This is a genomic window from Streptomyces ferrugineus (assembly GCF_015160855.1).
In the GTDB taxonomy this organism is placed as follows: Bacteria; Actinomycetota; Actinomycetes; order Streptomycetales; family Streptomycetaceae; genus Streptomyces; species Streptomyces ferrugineus.
Window position 1 is genome coordinate 5216971 of the sequence record NZ_CP063373.1, and the last position, 17937, is coordinate 5234907.

Genomic DNA, 17937 nt, shown 5'->3' on the forward strand with positions numbered 1-17937 from the left:
TGCCCCGTCTGGAGCGGGGTGGCTGACGCGGGAGTGGCTGGGCTGTACGCCGTTCCACCAGCATCACGAGCCTCGGCCGCAGCTTGCCCCTCAGCGCGTCGATGCAGGGAACCCGGCGGATGCCACAGCAGCGGGCTGACTGTATCGCTCCAGTGATCACCAGGCGAACGGGTCGGTGTGCTCGATGTCGTCCGTCCAGTATCCGTACCGGTCGCCCAGGACGGCCAGCAGGGTCTGCGGGTCGAGAGCACCGCGGCGGACGACCAGGCCAAGGGCGCGTGCCGTACTCACGGCGGCCGCGGACAGGTGTGAGCGCAGAGCGCGTTCGGTGAAGGCCTCCGCGGGAACGGGAGGGTCATCGGGGTTTTCGGGTGCCTGAGGTTTCCCCGTCATGCGGGAGCCGCTGATCAGCTGGTCAGCAGGGGGTGACGGGTGTTCAGATTCGTTGGTTCGGCCGTCGCCTGCTCGGCGTAGTACTTCTCCTCGAACTCGATCGGGCTGAGGAAGCCGAGCCGTTCCTGGATGCGGCGGGAGTTATAGAAGCCGTCGATGTACTCGAAGAGCGCGAGATTCGCCTCGGCCCTTGTGGTGAAGGTGCGGCCACGGAGGCCCTCGGTTTTGATGAGCATCCAGAGGTTCTCCGCGAGGGCGTTGTCGTACGAGTCTCCGACGGAGCCCATGGATGCCTCAACTCCCGCCCGAATCAGTCTAGTTGTGAGCTTGATGGACGTGTGCTCTGCCCAGGTTCAAGGAGTCGTTGCAACACTTCCGTTTTGTGTTGATAGTAGATGACTACTGAGCGTTTCGGCGGGTGTCCTCCACTCAAGGGTCTTGCGGGGTCTGCTGTTGAGGGCTGCGGCGACGGCCGCGAGATCCTCGCGGGTGTGTCTGCTGAGGTCGGTGCCCTTCGGGAAGTACTGCCGCAGAAGGCCGTTGGCTGCGCAAGCCAGCTCGCGGTGATCTGCCGTAGGGAATGCTGCTCGCTGCAGGCAGTGGAACCGAGGGGCGAGCGTGTCGCCACCGGCAGCTTCCGAGCGGCCACCACCGTCGTACGTCCAGGCGCCAGCGCGCACGAGAACCATGGCCTGACAGCATGATCGCGCTCATGCTTGCGCTCGTCGTCGGCGCCACCGTCGCCCTGGCACAGGGTGGGCTCGGCGGAGGAGGCAGCATCCTCGCCGTACCTGCCCTGATCTACCTCCTCCACTTCACCCCGGCGGCAGCGACGACAGCCAGCCTCCTCGTCATCCCCACCTCGGTCACAGCACTGACCGGACATGCTCGTGACGGCAACGTAGCCTGGCACACAGGACTGTTCCTTGCCTCGGCCGGCATAATGCCCGCGATGCTCGCCGGAGCCGCAACCGGCCATCTGCCCCAGTCCGTGCTGACCATCGCCTTTGCCGTCGTCGCCGGCGCCGCAGCCCTGAGCATGCTGCATCCTCGGGACGGCGAACCGTCCGGCCGGGTACATCCGGGTACGGCCAGTGCAGCCGGTGCCGGGCTCGGCGCGGTGACCGGCTTCCTCGCCGTGCCGACGCTGGTCAGCGTCCTCGGGCTGAGCATGCGCCGAGCAGTCGGGACCAACCTGCTGGTCATCACCGTGAACTCGTTGGCCGCAGCGGCAGCACGGGCCAGCACCGGTGTGAAGCTCGCCTGGGCAGTCATCGCCCCCTTCACCGCGGCGGCGCTTTTGGGCGCTTGGGACGGCAAACGTCTGTCGAACAGGATCAAGCGTCAAGCCTTGCAGCGTCTGTTCGCCTACGTGCTGCTCGCGGTCGCGGTGCTCATGCTCATCGACGCGGTCGTCTGACTTCTACACACAGCCCACCTGCCCAGACGTGCGGGCCGCCCCTCCCCCCAACCCAGGACGCCGGAGACCGGTGTCGCGTTGCGAAAGACAGGAGAGAGAAAGTGACGGTTTTGAGTGGAGTGCAGTTGCCGTGGTGCGGGTGGTTGGCGTGAACGCTGCGACCCCTCCGACCGAGCGCCGGGGCTCCGCCCGAGTCGGCGCGATCTCCGAGTCCGCCACCCTCGCCGTGGACGCCAAGGCCAAGGCCCTCAAGGCCGCCGGGCGTCCGGTGATCGGCTTCGGCGCGGGCGAGCCCGACTTCCCGACGCCGGACTACATCGTCGAGGCCGCCATCGAGGCGTGCAAAAACCCGAAGTACCACCGGTATACCCCGGCCGGCGGTCTGCCCGAGCTGAAGGCCGCGATCGCCGCGAAGACGCTGCGCGACTCCGGCTACGAGCCCGACGTCTCGCAGATCCTCGTCACCAACGGCGGCAAGCAGGCCATCTACGAGGCCTTCGCCGCGATCCTCGACCCGGGCGACGAGGTCATCGTCCCGGCCCCGTACTGGACGACGTACCCGGAGTCGATCCGCCTCGCGGGCGGTGTCCCGGTCGAGGTCGTCGCCGACGAGACCACCGGCTACCGCGTCTCCGTCGAGCAGCTCGAGGCGGCCCGCACCGAGAAGACCAAAGTCGTTCTCTTCGTGTCACCGTGCAATCCGACCGGCGCGATGTATTCCGGGGGCCGAGGCCGAGGCGATCGGCCGCTGGGCAGTCGAGCACGGCCTGTGGGTGCTGACGGACGAGATCTACGAGCACCTGGTCTACGGCGGCGCGAAGTTCAGCTCGCTGCCGGCACTGCTGCCCGAGTTGCGTGACAAGTGCGTGGTCGTCAACGGTGTCGCCAAGACGTACGCGATGACCGGCTGGCGGGTCGGGTGGATCATCGGCCCGAAGGACGTCGTCAAGGCCGCAACCAACCTCCAGTCCCACGCCACCTCGAACGTCTCGAACGTGGCCCAGGTCGCCGCGATCGCCGCCGTCTCCAGCGACCTGCAGGCGGTGGAGAAGATGAAGGATGCGTTCGACCGCCGCCGTAAGACGATCGTGCGGATGCTCAACGAGATCGACGGCGTGCTCTGCCCGGAACCCGAGGGCGCCTTCTACGCGTACCCGTCGATGAAGGCCCTGCTCGGCAAAGAGATCCGCGGCAAGCGCCCGCAGAGTTCGGCAGCGCTGGCCGCGCTGATCCTGGAGGAGGCCGAGGTCGCCGTCGTCCCCGGTGAGGCGTTCGGCACGCCGGGCTATCTGCGCTGTCGTACGCGCTCGGTGACGAGGACCTCGTCGAGGGCGTGAGCCGGATCCAGAAGCTGCTGGCGGAAGCACGGCATTGACCGGCCCGAACATACGCGGCTGCGGCCGGTACTACCCGGCCGCAGCGCAACCAACGGCATTTGTGTACAAGGCGCCCTGCCTGCGCACCTCCCTGGTCGGCGGCGTGATCGCTCTCCGGGCTCCAGGCTGTGGCCCTCCCCCCAACAGTTGGCGCCCGCGGCCAGCACCGAAGTTCTGCCACGACACCCCGAGCCCGGTCTGAGCCTGCGTGAGCCTGGTCTCCTCGCGATTTGATCGTTTCGCCGGTGTGCCTCCGGTTCAGACCGTCTTGATCGTGCCGCCGTCGATGACGTAGTCGACGCCGGTGATGTTTCCGGCCACGTCGGACAGGAGGAACGCGATCAGGGCCGCCACTTCCTCGGGTTCCGCCATGCGGCCCGTCGTGACGTTCTGGGCCTTGGCCATATGCCCGACGAATTCCTCGAGGCTCTGGCCCGCCGCAGCAGCCCACTTGGCGACCTGGCCGTCGGGGTCCTGGTAGACGGAGGTGCGGACCAAGCCGGGGGAAATGGTGTTTACACGTACGCCTCGAGGGCCGAATTCCTCGGACAGGGACTTGCCGAGCGCAGTGAGTGCCGCCTTCGCCGAGCACATGGCGACCGGGAAACCCCCTGGCATTTGGGCGAGAATGGACGAGATGTTGACGATCGCCCCGCGGCGCTCGATCAGGCTGGGCAAAGCCGCACGCGTGGCACGCACGGTGCTGAGCACGTTCATGTCGAACGTGCGGGTCCACTCGGTGTCGTCGACTTCGAGGAAGCCGACGGTCGCCTTGTCTCCGCCGCCCACGTTGTTCACCAGCAGATCGATGCCACCCAGCTCGGCGAGAGCGCTGTCGATGAGGGTGGACACCCCTTCCGCGGTGCTCAGGTCGGCCGACACGGCGTGCGCGCCGGTCTCCTTCAGCTCAGGCGTGATGGTGCGGGCGGCGCCCATGACACGGACACCTTCGTCGATCAGGGTCCGCACGGTGGCGAGTCCGATGCCCCGGCTGGCGCCGGTGACGACGGCTGTCTTGTTAGTGAGATTGAGGTTCATGACACTCCGATTCCTGAACCATGGGTACAGACGTGGATGATGAGCGCCGAACACGACGTCGGCGAAGCGAACTGGTTCGTCGCGGTCGACGCTCCGAGCCGGGTGCTAGGCGCCCCGTCGACGGCGCTGAAGAGGATCGGCGATCGAGGGTGGCGTGGCGTTGTATGTGTCGGCCGGGTTGACGTTGGTGCCGGGCGGGACGATCGCGTCGATGGCGTCGAGTACGTCGTCGGTGAGCACGAGGTCGGAGGCCGCGATCGACTCCTGGAGCTGCTGCGGTGTGCGGGGGCCGATGATCACGGAGGTGATGGCCGGGTGCGCGCGGACGAATGCGTGGGCCAGCTGCGGCAAGGAGGTGCCGACCTGGTCGGCGACCTTGGCCAGCGCGTCGACGATCTCGGCGCGGCGGGCGTTGGCCGGGTTGGCCGTGTCGAACATCGGCGGGTTGAGCTTGGCGCGGTGGTGGTCGGCGTGGTCACGGCCGCTGAGCCAGCCGTGGGCCAGCGGACTGTAGCTCAGTACGCCCATGCCGTAGTGCTGCGCGGTGGGCAGGACCGCGGTCTCGACCGCCCGGTTGACGATCGAGTACAGGGGCTGCTCGGTGAGGAACCGGGCGTAGCCGCGCCGCTCGGCGACCCACTGCGCCTCGACGATCTTTTCGGCGGGGAACGTCGTGTGCCCGAACGCACGGATGAGACCGGCCCGTTGCAGATCGGTCAGGGCGCCGAGGGTCTCGGCCAGACCGGTGTTCCAGTCGTAGCGGTGCAACTGGAAGAGGTCGACGTGGTCGGTGCGCAGCCGGCGCAGGCTGGCCTCAAGGGCGCGGCGGATCCAGCGCGGGGATGCGCCCTGGTGGTTGGGGTGGTCGGCGCCCGGCAGGCCGAATTTGGTGGCCAGGACGACCTCGTCACGGCGCCCCTGTAGCGCCTCGCCCACGATCTCCTCGCTCTCGCCGGCGCCGTAGACGTCGGCCGTGTCGATGAAGTCGATCCCGGCGTCGACCGCATCGCGGATCATGCGGACGGTCTCGGCGCGGTCGGTGTTCCCCCAGCCGCCGAAGTTCATGGTGCCGAGTGCGGTGGCGCTGACCGACATGCCGGTCGCACCGAGATACCTGCGTTCCATGGCGCTCCTTACGAGAAACGGGACGCACCGGGGCTTGTCGGTTTCGGTTGCCGCCGGCGCGGGTGATGAAGGTCGAGGTGCGGTTGATTCCGGTATCGATCGCTGTGCCCTCACTCGGACGCGGATCGTGCCGGACGGTGTCACCGGCCGACCTGCCGGTCGCGCCGGGGACAACCCTGGTCAGTGGGGCGTTTCAGTCGCGGATAGTCATGCAGCCGTCGATCGACCCAGGCCTGCCTGCTCGTTGACCCACTCCGCGTCGTCGGACAGCAGCAAGGCGGCGGACGGCGGGGCGGGCTCGCACAGTCGCAGACCGCGGATCGTGGCCGAAACCCTGGTCCTCGTTTCCTCTCCGACCTGTCCTTCCGCTGTTTCGTCATGGTCACGTCGGATGGTCGAGGCCCTTGGTCAGGGTCTGGGCGGCGTAGAGGTGGAGGTCGCGGATGGCGAGCGAGGCGCCTTCCTCCGTGAGCCGTTCGGCCGTGGTCGCGCCGATTCCGGCGGCGCCGGCGGCGGGGACGATCCTCTTGCCCTGCAGTCTCCTCACGTCCCATTTCCCTCTCTTGCCTGTGCCGAGCACCGTTTCCTGTCCGGTCCACGGCATGTAAGGGTCCGCTGCCCACGGCGATGACGACTCCAAGCCCACGTTAGCCTACGGATGCAGGTTTACCATCAGGCGACTGAAAGCCTTCACATGTAGGCATACCTGCACGTGCGTGAGAGGATACAGTTCGGAGGATGTCCGTGACCAAGAGCAGCAGCCAGTCAGGCGACCGACGTGTACGGCGCACCCGGGCGACCTTGCAGCGCGCCCTGATCGATCTCGTCGAGGAGAGGGACCTGTCGCAGGTCAGCGTCGCCGATGTCGTCGACCGGGCTGAGGTGAGTCGCTCGACGTTCTACGACCATTACCGGGACGTGCATGAACTGGCCGAAGCCGCCAGCACGTCAATGATCGATGACATGATCGGGTTCGTCCTGGCCCTCGACCCCGCCCCCGCGAACCCATCAAAGCAACCGGAGGGCCCGTACCCGGCGTTGACGGCCTTCTTCGCGCATTTCGCCGAGCACGCGGGCCTGTACCGCAGCCTGCTGGGCCCGACGGGAAGCGCACGCGTCATCGAGCACGTACGCCTCCGCACCGCCACAGCCGCCCACTCCTCCGGACACCTCGCCACGACGGACGAGTCCACAGCGCCGGACACGGCCGACGCGTCCGGCCTCCCGCACGACGTTCCTGCGGCGTTCGTCGCCGGCGCGCTCATCGGGGTGGCCAACGACTGGCTGCAGCGCGGATGCCCGCGAACGCCGATGGAGATGTCCGCCCTGACCAAGCCACTTCTGCTCGCCTTGACGGCCGGCACCCAGGTACGCCCCACGCCGTAGCACCAGGCGCGGCTGCGCGCCTGCCGGACGCGCCGCGCCTTCCTTCGATGCGGCTTGGCTTCCTCCCCGGGCTGGAGCTCGGGGAGGCCCCTTTGAGGGGTTCGGCCGGTTACCCGGCGTACGGGTCCTGGTTCGCAGACCGGCTGGTGCCGGGGTCTCTAAGTCCGCTAACAACAGCGCCTTTGTGCACAGGGAGTTGGTGGCCGCGCTGTGTCCGGAAGGGTGTTAACGCCGTTGTCGCTGCCACCAGCGCCGCGGTGCGCCCATCTCTGCACTGGCTGCGGCACCGTTGTCGGCGTGGGCGAGCGGAGCGGTGAGTGTGACGGGTGAGTTGTCGCCCGTCGTGATGTTGATGTTCTGAACGGCCCGATGGACCTGTTCAGGGGTGGGTTTGCCGACTCCGGCAGGCATCGTGGAGCGCAGCTCGGCGACGAACTGCGTGAGTCGGGTACGGACTTGGTCGAGGATGTCGTGCAGTACAGAGTGTGAGACCGCCCAGTACAGGTCGTCGATCACGATGGCTCGGCCGCGGTACCTGTCCATCGCGCTCATCAGCGTCCGCAGTTCGGCCGCACCGGGAAGGCTGAGGTGGACAGCCTGGCCGGGAGGGGTACGGTCGATCAGGCTCTGCAGCTGGCCGATGCCGAACGTGATGATCACTTCTTCGTTGATCTTTCCCCGTGTGATCTCGGGGAGGTGCAGGGCGCTGATGGTCTCACCGTGACGTTGCCAGGCAAGCGAGTGCGAGTCGGCTTGGATGGGCGCACGCGGGCGCCGGTAGTCCGGAACGCTGGTGGCGGGTTTACCTCCGTAGCCCTCGAGTTCGTTGAGGGCCCATTGTTTCAAGGGCTGGGAGGCAGCGTGACCGCCGATGACGAGCGCGAGGCGCAGCAGTCCGGCGAGCGGAGCGGTGTCGTCGAGGACACCTTGCTCCAGCTGTTCCAGGGGCTGCGTCCCCTGGTGGGGGGACTCGGTCATTTACCCAGGGCGAGGTAGGCGACGACGACGCCCGCGACTGTTGCCAACGCGCTCACGGCACCCCAGAAGATACCGCTGCGGTACCAGGGCAGAGGGGTGGACCCGGTGGCCTGGTCTGCTGGTGCCGGCTGGCCGGCGCTCGCGTTGCCGCCCTGAGTGGCGTGCGCGTAGGGGGCGTTCACCGTGATGGGCGAGTTGTCTCCGGCGGTGATCTGAACCGAAGAGCCTGGCTGGGGTTCTTGGGGAGTGGGTAGGTGGCCTCTTCGGCTCATGGCGTTCATCAGCTCCTTGTAGCGGTCAAGTACGGTATCGCGGGCCCGGGATAGATTGCGCAGTGTCTGGGCGTACCTCTCGGGGGCGGTGCGCTGCCACTCCGGCGGGACTTCGCTGTAGGCGGCATCGTGATCAGGGGTGAACGTTCCGCCGATCTCGTCGTCGAGCCGGGCGAGCGCGTCCGCGAAGCGGCGGTGAGCGGTGTTGAGTTCGGGGTCGACGAAGTCGATGACGTCACGCCGCAGGGCCTCCAGGGCATCCCCGACTCCCTCGGTGACGAAGTCGGGGATGCGGCGCATCGGCATGCGCCGGGACAGATGGGTCAGCCAGGCAGCATCCGGCTGCACCGCTTGGGCTGTACGCATGGCCTTGGCCCGGTCGGAAGCCGTGGCCGTCACCGATACTCCCTCTCGGTGGGCAGCTGCGACGAAGGCTTCGAGTGCTTGCCTCACGGCGTCGGTGTGCCGGGTGAAGGCTGCCTCGTCGAGAGCGCACAGGCGCTCGGTGCTGCTGACGTTCTGGATGTGCAGGTCGAATTGGGCGTCGGCGGCAGCTCGGACTGCCGTGTAGAGGTCCTGTGCGGCCGCAGTGACGTGGGGTGTGGCCGTCAGTTGCAGCTCACGAAGCCCGTCTTGCAGGTTCAGCACCGCCGCGTCCACCTGAGCGGTCGACTCCGGTACCGGCGCGTCAGCGGCAGCAACTGGAGACGCCAGCCAACCGCGAGTCAGAGCGGCCTGCCCCGCGTGCGCAGCCCGCAGGAACGTCGCGCTATGGCTCACGAAACGGCCTTTCTCGTCACACTGTGATCGGTTGATTCTGCTTCACGACGGGGCCGATTGTTGCCCGGATCTTCGATCAGTGATGTCGAAGCTGCGGTCATGTCGGCGACTCAAGGGGCCTGTTTCACAGGCTCAGCAGGACATCATGCAGCGCCTGTCCGCGGAGGAGCAGTTTCATGACCCGCTACTATGTCGCGCCCGACCGGAACGAGTTGATCGCAACCTGGGGTACCGGCGAGGGTGACCTGGCCGCCAGCATCGCCACTCTGCCGGCCAGCCGCCGCCTGTCCCCGCTCCCCCGCGGATCCCCATGAGTCCTTCCAGGGGAGGTGCACCGCCTCAAGGAGAAGCCTGGGGGGTTGATAGGGATCTTTGAAATTCCCCACCCCCTGCTCAGGGGGTGGACAGGCCTGCTCACTTCGGTTCCCCACCCTGGCCGCGCTGAGCTGCGGACGGTCGGCACACGGGAGGGGCCGCCCGATAGCCAGCCAGCACCAGGGGCGGGGCGAGTTGTCCAGGGTGGGCGAAGCCCAGCGCGCAGCGCCGCCGCAGGCGCCCTTGACCACTTGGCGCGACCCGCACGCTCAAGAACCGGGCGGCCCCGCCCTCTTCGTTCACCGCTGAACCAAGTGGGGATTTTGAGCGAGCCTGGGGAAAATCGCGGATCCCCATCATGGTGGCCTGCGCGGCTACATGGAGTGGCCGGCGGGCAGCGGCGACACGCTGCTGCAGGCGTTGATCGCCTCCACCAAGGCGGAGCGCACCCGTGAGTTCTGCGGGGCACCTGGCCGCACCCGCACCCGCGATGACCGGCCGGGAGGGTGACGCAAAGCCATATGCGGCACCTGTCGGCGACGCGTGAATCGTGACCCAGTTCCGACGGGTGAAAAGTGACCCCCACTGCATCAGTTGATGTTGGTCATTCCCCAGTGTTGGCGGCGGGAACCCGTCCGAGGTCGCGGCCGCGCATGCGGTAGCTGTCGCCCTTGAGTGAGATCACCTCAGCGTGGTGGACGAGGCGGTCGATCATCGCGGCGGCGACGGTGTCGTCGCCGAAGACCTCGCCCCAGCGCCCGAACGGCTTGTTGCTGGTCACGATCACCGAGGCGCGTTCGTAGCGGCCCGAGATGAACTGGAAGAACAGGTTGGCGGCCTCGGGTTCGAAGGGGATGTAGCCGACCTCGTCCACGATGATCAGCGGGATCCGTCCCAGCCTGGTCAACTCGTCACTGAGCCTGCCCACTTGATGCGCCTCGGCGAGGCGGGTGACCCACTGGGCGGCGGTGGCGAAGGCGACCCGGTGGCCGGCCTGGCAGGCCCGGATGCCGAGACCGGTGGCGAGGTGGGTCTTGCCGGTGCCGGGCGGCCCCAGGAAGATGACGTTCTCCTTGCCGACGACGAAGTCCAGCGTCCCCAGATGGGCGATGACCTCGCGTTTCACGGACCGCTGGTGGTCGAAGTCGAAGTCCTCCAGGGACTTGCGGGAGGGGAATCGGGCGGCCCTGATGCGCCCCTCGGCGCCGTGGGAGTCGCGGGCGGCGACCTCCCGCTGCAGGCAGGCGGCGAGATACTCCTCGTGGCTCCAGCCCTCGTCGCGGGCCCGCTCAGCGAGCCGGGCGGCCGCGTCCCGCAGGGCCGGGGCCTTCAACGCCTTGGTCAGGTAGACGAGTTCAGAGGTCACATCCCGGCTGGTCCTGGCCTGGTTCGTGCTGTTCTTCGTGCTCATCAGGCTGCCCCTTCACCCGTGCTCAGACCGCCGTCGATCACGCCGAAGATCCGGTCGTAGGAGTCCAGCGACCGCTCCTCGACCTCGGTGACCTCCGCTGGCACCGGTTTCCTGTCCGCAGCCGTCTTGCGGGCGGCCGCGGCAGCCGCCGCGTGATCGGGGTCGGTGATGGTCTGGTGGCGGGCCCAGCTGCGGGCATGACGGGCGACTTCGACGCCGTCGCAGGTCACCAGGACCTGGTCCAGGTCGGCGGCGACGTCGATGCGGCGGCCGACGGCCAGCGGATGGACGGAGTAGTCGCAGGTGTCGAGGCGGACATAGTGGTCGCGGGGTAGCCGCAGGGATGCCTTCCACCAGCCCGGCGGGGCGATCGGCGGCAGGGCCAGCATGCGGGAGCGGTCGGCCTCCAGCCGGTCCGACGGGCGGGCCTGCAAGGTGCGGTGGATGCGCCGGTTGGCCTTCGTGAGCCAGTCGGCGAGCTGGATGTTGAAGTCGGCCGGCGAGGTGAACACCCGCCCGGGCAAAAACAACGTCTCCAGATAGCCGTTGGCCCGTTCGACCAGGCCCTTCGCCTCTGGATCCCGCGGCTTGCAGAGCAGGAACTTGATACCCAGCAGCCCGGCGAACGCGGCGAATTCGTCGGTGAGTTGAGAGCCGCCGGACCGCCAGGAGCCGACGGCTCCCTCGTTGTCCCAGACCAACACCCTGGGGACGGTACCCAGCTCGGTCAGCAGCCGCCAGTGCCCGGCGATCAGGTCGGCTGCCGACCGGGAGGGCAGCATCCGGGCGGTGATCCACCGTGAGTAGCCCGCGATGACCAGCACCGGTGGCCGTCCAACCTGGCCGAAGCCGAGCGGGATGTCGGCGGGCGGGAACCACAGGTCGCACTGGGCGATCTCGCCTGGCTCATAGACCGTCCGCGAAGCCGGATCCGCAGGCCGATAGGCCGGCCGCAACTCCCGGATCCGGTCCTTGAGCACGGTCAGGCCGCGGTCCCAGCCAATCCGCTCGGCGATCACCGTCGCCGGCATCTCGCACCACTGCTCGAGCAATTCGCGGATCTGAGGCTCGACCGCGTCCACGATCGAGCCCTTCGGCGCCCGCTGGTACTTCGGCGGCGCGTCGTCCGCGACCGCCCTGCGGACGGTGTTCCTCGAGATCCCCAGCTTCCTCGCGATCGCCCGCACCGGCATCCGCTCGGCCCGGTGAAGCCGGCGGATCTCCGCCCAGTCCTCCACGCTGATCACCACTCCTCCCGGCCTGGCTCAACGAGCCAGACCCCTTGGAGGGGGTCAACTTTCGAGCGTCGCTACTGGTCCACTTTTCAGCCGTCGCCGACAGCACCCTCCCCAGCGCATGGTCGGCACATCGCATCATGATCGTCTGCGGCATGGTGCGGGCCCGCAGGTGAGGACACCGGTCGGCGTGGCGCCGGAGGCGGACCTCGCTTCGTGCGTCAGTGGCTCGTCCCTGGTTGAGCCGGACGCCTGGCCCGCACGCCTGGCTGCGGCCGGTTCTCCATTTCGATGAGCAGCGGCCTCTGCCCCCTGCACCAGTCGGTGAACCAGTCCGGAACCGTTCCGGACCCTTGCAGGGTGCGCAGTTCTTTGAGACTGAAGGGCTCTGCTCCCGAAATCACCGTGCGTCCAGGGCCTTTGGCCCGGGTGGCTGCCACCCTCTCGAACCACGGCTGGCCATGGACGAAACCGACATGCTTATGGAAGGAGTGGTACGCGGGCGCCGTCACTTCGAACAGGGCACAGCAGGCCCAGATGAGGGCGTCCCGGATGTCACGGTTCTGAGTTGCCTCGGCCAGCCTGTCGGGATCGGGAAGGGAGATGCCCTCACCGATGCGGGCGAAGGCCGCTTTGAGGAACCTGCCGTCCACCCGTGGCAGGCTGGCTCGGATGGATGCGCCGAAAGCGGCGGTGATCCTGCCCGCACCGCCGTCCTCCCCCACCTCGCCGAGGAGCTCTTCCATATCCAGGAGAACCGGCCCCGGGACCGTCTCGCCGAATGCCTGGAATCCCAGGCCCCACTCCCATCCGGCCGGAAGCTCGCCGATGTCCACCAGTTCGTTGCGCAGCAGGTAGGCCAGGAGCGGCGGATCCTGCAACCCCGGTCTCTCCATTCCGAGGGCCACCTCGTACATCTGCTGGTCCCACTGGGGATCGAACATGAGGGCTTCCCCTCGCCAGTAGAAGCGCGCCCACCTGGCGAGGGCTTGTCTGGCATGGAGTGAGTCCGTGCGGAGCTTGGCGATGAATCTGTTCCTGGGGTCCCGGGAGAGTTCGAACACCGCCAGTGCCGTGTCCCGGCTGGATTCCAGGCCGGCGGTGTCCCAGGTGTCCAGGAGAACGTCGAAGATGGCGTCGGTCGACTGAGGGGGCAGGGGAGCTGCGTTCATGACGCGCAGGCACAGTGAGAGGTGCTTCGCCGAGGCCTGCTGGCTGCTGTTCTTGGACCTCTCCATGAGGCTGGAGACGATGTCACGTGCACCGCCGTCGTACTTGTCGTCGGCACACTGGAAGATCACATCGACCAGTACCGAGCTGGCGTCCCGGTCGTAGGCAACTACCATCTCCTCGACCACCTCGTCGAGGGTGCGTGCACGCCGCACGAGGGCCTCCGCGGCGAAGTACTCCATGAAGGTGCGGTGGGTGAAGCCGAACAACCGGTGATCGACGGAGTCCGTGCCCTGGTAGGACAGCAGCCAGGCCCGGTCCGCGCAGAAGTCCAGGAAGTCCTGTGCTCGGGATCGGGCATCGACCTCGTCCACCGAGGCCGTGTCCGTGAAGAAGGTGGCGATCAGCTTTTTCAGCTGTCCTTCTTGCACACCGGCCTGCGCCGCCTGGCTTTTGTAGAAGAAGAGCGCGAGTTCCTGCATCAGACGGGTCCCGTAGTGCCGGTGATCCATCGGCTGCTCGATATGGCGCATGGCGTCCCACCGTTGGAACAGCAGGTCGGCACATGCCTCGTACACCATGCGGCGGTTGCGCGGGATGTAGCCGCGGGCGCGGTACAGGGCGCACAGCAGGGAGAGCATGAGGGGGTTGGTGCGGATGTCGGGGACGTTCTCGGTCTCCCTTAGGAAGGCCAGGCGGTCCTGCTCCGATCGTCCTGTGTTCCCGAACCATTTTTCGGTGTACTGCCCGACCTGCTCCAGGGAGAAGTCGTCCAGTTCGTAGATGTCGAAGTGCCTGGTGTCGAACGGCGCCTTGCTGTAGCCGACGCGCCGGGCCGTGACGAGGATCGGGATGAGCGGGAACCGGTTGGCGAATGCCTCGATGGTCCGTACGAAGGCCATGCGGCGTCCGACGTCCACAATCTCGTCGATGCCGTCGAAGATCACGAAGGAGCGGCCGAGTGTGGCCAGGTCACGGATCTCCTCTTCCTGCACGTCGAGTTGGAGGCTCTCGCGGAGGGAGCGTGTGATCGCCGACACTATGTGCGCGGTTCCGTCCGCCCCGGGGACGTCCTTGCAGGACACCACGAGAGGCGCATAGGCGGTGCCGGAACCGGGCCGTGAGAGCTGGTGGACGAGGTTCTGCGTCATGGTGCTCTTGCCGACGCCCGGGTTGCCCAGGACCACGCAGCGCGGGCGGCTCAGGGGCGAGACCAGGAAGGAGTCGTCATGGAACTCGTCCGAGCCGCGTTTGCGCAGGTTGCGGGGCACGTACAGCACATCATGGTCGAAGCGGGACGTCTCGCTGGTGTGGCTGAAGGTGTGGGCGAGGCTGAGCTCGGCGTAGCGGCGTTCCGACGCGGCTCGGATGTCTGTGAGTACCTCGCGGGCGCGCTTCACCCGGGGCGAGGAGCCGAGGATGTCGACGATGTCCCGGAAGGCGGCATTGGGAGGGGCGTCGCTGCCCGACACCTGTGGTGCGGCCCCGATGTAGGCGGTGACCTTCTCCAGGTCGGCGGCACTGAGCGTCGCGGTGATGCTGTCATCGCGGGGGAAGACGCTCTCCATGTAGGCCGTGACGAGTTCCCAGAGTGCGCCTGCCAGCCCGGCCCAGGTGTATCCGTGTTCCTCGCAGAAGTCCTCCGCGCGGGCCGTGAACGTCTCCTCGTACTCCTGGGCGAGTTCCGACAGCTCCCGGCGGGATCTGATGCCGAGCCTGGCGATGAACAGAAACTGCGACAGGGCGACGGTCTCGGGCTGCTCGAGGAACTGCGACACCTGGGTGACCTGGTCCTGGGTCAGCAGGGCGATCGCCTCGCCGGTGCCGTCCGTGAGGAGGAGGCCGCCCCGCTCGTCGGACTCTTCCGCCCACTGGGACGGCGGAATGTCTCCTGTTACGGGGGCCGACGACCTCGTCACGAACGCTGCTGCCACGCGTCCGACCACACTGCCCACAATTGCCGGCTCCACCGATGCTCCTCCCCGCAATCTGACCCACATCCTCGCAGAAGGAACCCCCCTTGCCCGGGACCACTCCCCCGGCTCGACGGGCCGCCCGACCTGTCTGAGGCTGGACCTGACGCCGCGCAAGCCGCAGGTCCAGCCACGGCCGCCGGGTGGAAAGCCGCGGCATCGGCCCCGAAGCGCAGCTGACAAACCAGCCGAGCACTGGTATCGGCGGGCACCTTGGGGCCCGGGCCACGGGCCGTCGGCGTCAAAGAGCCGGTAACCGACTGCACGGTGGCGCGTTGCCCAAGCGAGGGGAACGCGCCACCGGCGCGACGGCCCGATGAACACGTGTACGCGTGCCGGGCCAATCACTCCTCCTTAGCCGGGCCGACCCCGTGCGCCGGCTGTCACGGATCACACTGGGGAGGGACGTGTCCTACCGTCGCGGTATCGGCACCCCGGCCGCGTTGTCCGTTCAGCGCGCCGCGTTGCAGCAGGACGGATCGCCGGGGTCGGCCGGCGCCGGCCCCTACTCCACCGGGGGTGGCGGGACCGTCCTGGAGCACCGCTACGGAGCGGTGCTGTTGTCGCATCTGCTGACCGGAACCCCTGTGCCCGGTCTGGGGGACGCCGTGACGCCGGTCCGGATCCGCTTTCAGGCGCGCTCCGTCAGCCGCGTGGACGACATCGTTGTGGTCGGAACGGCACCCACCAAAACGGAAGTTGTGCTGTCCATCGGGGTGCGCAGAAAGCCGAAGCTGGTGCCGAGCGAGGCGGACTCCGTCAGGCTCATCGGCGACTTCCTGCACGTCGCGCGCACCAGGCGGGCGCTGGTGGACAGCGGCCGCTGGAAGCTCGCCCTGGCCGTAGTGCCCTCCTGCGTTCCCGCTCAGCAGCTCAAGACGTTGGCCGAGATGGCTTCGGCGGCGGGCAGCTGGACGGAGTTCCAGGACCGACTGCGCCGTCCAGGCAGCCTGCAGGCAGCAGTGCGCAATCGGCTGACCCAGTTGGAGGCGATCGTTGCTTCCCTGGCCCCCGAGCCGCCGGCGCAGGCGGCGCGGGAGAACTGGCGGCTGCTGTCGACCCTGCGTCTGACCGAGATGCGCCTGGAAGGCGCCGACTGCACGGACCGGACCTACAGCGTGGAACGTCTGCGGGCCGTGACGCCGCAGCGCAGCAACGACGCAGCGAACGCCCTGTTCGCCCATCTCGCGGAGCAAGTGGGCGCCTACGCTCCCGCTGGCGCGGTGGTGGATCTGTCCCGGCTGCACGCTGACCTTCAGGGACTGGACTGCTTCGCCCCGGCGTCGCGCCTGCCCTCCCCCACCGCTGCTGCGCCCGCCCGGCCGGCGGCGACGCGAACGCCACGGCCGAGCCGGCGCCGTGCACGCGCCAGGCTGCGGTGGAAGGCCCGTCTGCTGTCCGGGGCAGCACAGCAGCCCCAAGTGCACGACGGCACCGTAGTGGTGGTCGACGACTGCTGGACGCTCGCCTTCGATGCGGACTCCGGCGACCAACGCTGGGGCAAGAAGGCCGGCGGCGGGCACAGAGCCGTGGTCGCAGGCGGGGCGTGCTTCGCCTCCGACCCACTGGGCCATGCCCGGGCCTGGGATCTGCGCACCGGTCAGCGCAGCGCGCCGCTACGTCTGCGCATGCAGGACGGCCTGGCCGCGGTGTCGGACGGGGTGCTGTTCGCCGCGCACCCCACGACGGGGCTGAGTGCCTACGACGTCGCCTCGAAAGCGGTGCTGTGGTCGGGCGCCGGGGACCGCCTGCCGGTCGCGGCGGCGCCCCGCACTCGCGGCGACACGGTGTTCGCGCTGCTGCGGGCCCCGTCGGCACCCGCGTGCGAGCAGCAGGTTCTCGCTGCCTTCGAGGCGAGGAGCGGGCGTACGGTGTGGTGCTGGCCGAGCGGCTCGTGCGCCATCACGCGCTGGAGCGCCGGCGACCAGGTCCTCACCGCCATTCTCGACACACAGGATCACAAACGGGAGATCGTCGCCCTGGACCGCATCAGCGGAGAGCTGCTGTGGCGCCACGAACTGGCCGGCGAAGCGGCAGCAGCACCGGTGCATGCGGGTACGGCGGTTCATCTGACGACCCGTTGCGGCCGGGCACTGACCTGGGATGCACGGGGTGGACGCCTGCGGTGGGACGTTCAGGCCGCCCGGCGCATCACTACGGCTCCCCTGGTCACTGACGACGGCGTCTGTATCGCCGCTTTCGCCCCGGGGCGGCTGGTGGTCCTCGATCCGTCCTCGGGCAGCGAGTTGTGGCGCAAGAGCGTGAGCGGTGCCTTCACCGCCGCGCCGTTCATGGCGGGCGATCGCATCTGGGCCGCTGACCGTACCGGAGTCCTGTACAGCTGGGATCCGGGCACCCGCCGGAGCACGGCACAGCAGTTGGAGCGGTGGAGCGAGGAGGGCGGCGGGCAGCCAGCCATCGAGGGTCGCACGTTGTTCGTCTCCACCTGCAGCGGCTGGCTCCAGGCGTGGGAACTGCCCTAACAGGGCCCGCCGGTCATCGCGGGCAACCGCATCCCCGTCGTAGGCACAGCCTTGGCCTGGGCTGTCAGCGTTCGATCGACAGCGGCACGCGTACGTAGCTGGTGAGCCCGGCGTGGATCGCGGGGTCGATGCAGTCCACGTCGGCCATCGGCCCGGTGATGACCACAACGTCGCCGGTGGTGGCGACAGCACGCTGCCATGTGTGCTGCGACGGCATGGAGCCGTCGTAGAGGTAGCTCGTGTCGGGGAAACGGATCACGAGAGCCTCGTCGGGCAGTCGCAGCTCGGCGCTCCAGCCCGGGGTGCGCTGGGAGGCGAAGAGGGATGTCGTGGTGAGCTGCTGTCCGCCCGCCCGTCGTACCAGGAACTCGACGGCGTCGGGGATCTCGACCTGGTCCTGGGCATCGCGGACCTGCAGGGTGTGGGGTTGCAGGATGAAGATCGCTGCTTCGTCGGCAAAGTGCCCGCTCGCCGCCTGGAGTTGCATCTCGGCGATGCCCGGGAGGTGGGGCGGCAGCGAGGTGTCGTGGTTGCTCATCACATCTCCTCTTGTCCTCTTGCGCGTTCAGGGGGACGGCCGGG

The 17937-nt window shown here is 68.2% G+C and carries 16 protein-coding genes and 2 pseudogenes; 6 read left to right on the forward strand and 12 right to left on the reverse strand.

Annotation, left to right across the window (positions count from 1 at the left end):
• Window positions 1–156: 156 nt before the first annotated feature.
• The 3 genes and pseudogenes from IM697_RS45485 to IM697_RS23660 all read right to left on the reverse strand — a co-directional run.
• Window positions 157–291 (reverse strand): hypothetical protein, encoded by a 135-nt coding sequence (locus IM697_RS45485; protein ID WP_265582662.1) that lies wholly within the window; start codon window positions 289–291, stop codon window positions 157–159.
• 116 nt (window positions 292–407) lie between these two features.
• A complete protein-coding gene (locus IM697_RS23655) occupies window positions 408–680 on the reverse strand; it encodes an IS3 family transposase (RefSeq protein WP_194038018.1) in 273 nt (90 codons plus the stop codon).
• Between the two features lie 66 nt (window positions 681–746).
• A pseudogene (locus tag IM697_RS23660) lies at window positions 747–935 on the reverse strand (IS30 family transposase); the annotation flags it as partial.
• Window positions 936–1093: 158 nt separating this feature from the next.
• On the opposite strand from IM697_RS23660, the gene IM697_RS23665 reads away from it, so the two are divergent.
• A complete protein-coding gene (locus tag IM697_RS23665; protein ID WP_194038020.1) occupies window positions 1094–1813 on the forward strand; it encodes a sulfite exporter TauE/SafE family protein in 720 nt (239 codons plus the stop codon).
• A gap of 148 nt (window positions 1814–1961) precedes the next feature.
• Window positions 1962–3188: pseudogene (locus tag IM697_RS23670) on the forward strand (pyridoxal phosphate-dependent aminotransferase).
• 259 nt (window positions 3189–3447) lie between these two features.
• Here IM697_RS23670 and IM697_RS23675 read toward each other — a convergent pair.
• The 3 genes from IM697_RS23675 to IM697_RS23685 form a co-directional block, all read right to left on the reverse strand.
• Window positions 3448–4227, reverse strand: coding sequence for an oxidoreductase (locus tag IM697_RS23675; RefSeq protein WP_194049836.1), 780 nt, complete (start codon window positions 4225–4227; stop codon window positions 3448–3450).
• A 105-nt stretch (window positions 4228–4332) separates the two neighbouring features.
• The gene (locus IM697_RS23680) at window positions 4333–5352 is read right to left on the reverse strand and encodes an aldo/keto reductase (RefSeq protein WP_194038022.1); all 1020 of its coding nucleotides are present in this window, start codon (window positions 5350–5352) and stop codon (window positions 4333–4335) included.
• Window positions 5353–5734: 382 nt separating this feature from the next.
• Complete coding sequence (locus IM697_RS23685; protein WP_194038025.1) at window positions 5735–5899, reverse strand: hypothetical protein; 165 nt, start codon at window positions 5897–5899, stop codon at window positions 5735–5737.
• 191 nt (window positions 5900–6090) lie between these two features.
• On the opposite strand from IM697_RS23685, the gene IM697_RS23690 reads away from it, so the two are divergent.
• Complete coding sequence (locus IM697_RS23690) at window positions 6091–6738, forward strand: TetR/AcrR family transcriptional regulator (protein WP_194038027.1); 648 nt, start codon at window positions 6091–6093, stop codon at window positions 6736–6738.
• 225 nt (window positions 6739–6963) lie between these two features.
• Here the strand turns inward: IM697_RS23690 and IM697_RS23695 are convergent, their stop codons facing one another.
• Together IM697_RS23695 and IM697_RS23700 are read right to left on the reverse strand one after the other, a co-directional pair.
• Window positions 6964–7716 carry an AbiTii domain-containing protein gene (locus IM697_RS23695; RefSeq protein ID WP_194038029.1) on the reverse strand — a complete coding sequence of 251 codons (753 nt, stop codon included), beginning with the start codon at window positions 7714–7716 and terminating at the stop codon, window positions 6964–6966.
• Window positions 7713–8768: a hypothetical protein gene (locus tag IM697_RS23700; RefSeq protein ID WP_194038032.1), complete on the reverse strand. Its 1056-nt coding sequence runs from the start codon at window positions 8766–8768 to the stop codon at window positions 7713–7715. Before IM697_RS23700 ends, IM697_RS23695 begins: the two co-directional genes overlap by 4 nt.
• A 176-nt stretch (window positions 8769–8944) precedes the next feature.
• Between IM697_RS23700 and IM697_RS23705 the strand changes: the two genes are divergently transcribed.
• Together IM697_RS23705 and IM697_RS45490 are read left to right on the forward strand one after the other, a co-directional pair.
• Window positions 8945–9082 (forward strand): hypothetical protein, encoded by a 138-nt coding sequence (locus IM697_RS23705; protein WP_194038034.1) that lies wholly within the window; start codon window positions 8945–8947, stop codon window positions 9080–9082.
• 379 nt (window positions 9083–9461) lie between these two features.
• Window positions 9462–9593 (forward strand): hypothetical protein, encoded by a 132-nt coding sequence (locus IM697_RS45490; RefSeq protein ID WP_265582663.1) that lies wholly within the window; start codon window positions 9462–9464, stop codon window positions 9591–9593.
• Between the two features lie 94 nt (window positions 9594–9687).
• Here the strand turns inward: IM697_RS45490 and istB are convergent, their stop codons facing one another.
• The 3 genes from istB to IM697_RS23720 all read right to left on the reverse strand — a co-directional run bounded on the left by istB (window position 9688) and on the right by IM697_RS23720 (window position 14833).
• Window positions 9688–10494 carry an IS21-like element helper ATPase IstB gene (gene istB, locus IM697_RS23710; RefSeq protein ID WP_194038036.1) on the reverse strand — a complete coding sequence of 269 codons (807 nt, stop codon included), beginning with the start codon at window positions 10492–10494 and terminating at the stop codon, window positions 9688–9690.
• The gene (istA, locus tag IM697_RS23715) at window positions 10494–11741 is read right to left on the reverse strand and encodes an IS21 family transposase (protein WP_194038038.1); all 1248 of its coding nucleotides are present in this window, start codon (window positions 11739–11741) and stop codon (window positions 10494–10496) included. The genes istB and istA overlap by 1 nt, the downstream gene beginning before the upstream one ends.
• 209 nt (window positions 11742–11950) lie before the next feature.
• Window positions 11951–14833 (reverse strand): NACHT domain-containing protein, encoded by a 2883-nt coding sequence (locus tag IM697_RS23720; protein ID WP_194038040.1) that lies wholly within the window; start codon window positions 14831–14833, stop codon window positions 11951–11953.
• A gap of 446 nt (window positions 14834–15279) precedes the next feature.
• Here IM697_RS23720 and IM697_RS23725 point away from each other — a divergent pair, with 446 nt between their 5' ends.
• Window positions 15280–17355: a PQQ-binding-like beta-propeller repeat protein gene (locus IM697_RS23725; RefSeq protein ID WP_194038042.1), complete on the forward strand. Its 2076-nt coding sequence runs from the start codon at window positions 15280–15282 to the stop codon at window positions 17353–17355.
• A 64-nt stretch (window positions 17356–17419) separates the two neighbouring features.
• Here IM697_RS23725 and IM697_RS23730 read toward each other — a convergent pair whose 3' ends face one another.
• On the reverse strand, window positions 17420–17893 hold the full coding sequence (locus IM697_RS23730) for a hypothetical protein (protein WP_194038044.1): 474 nt from the start codon (window positions 17891–17893) through the stop codon (window positions 17420–17422).
• Window positions 17894–17937 lie beyond the last annotated feature (44 nt).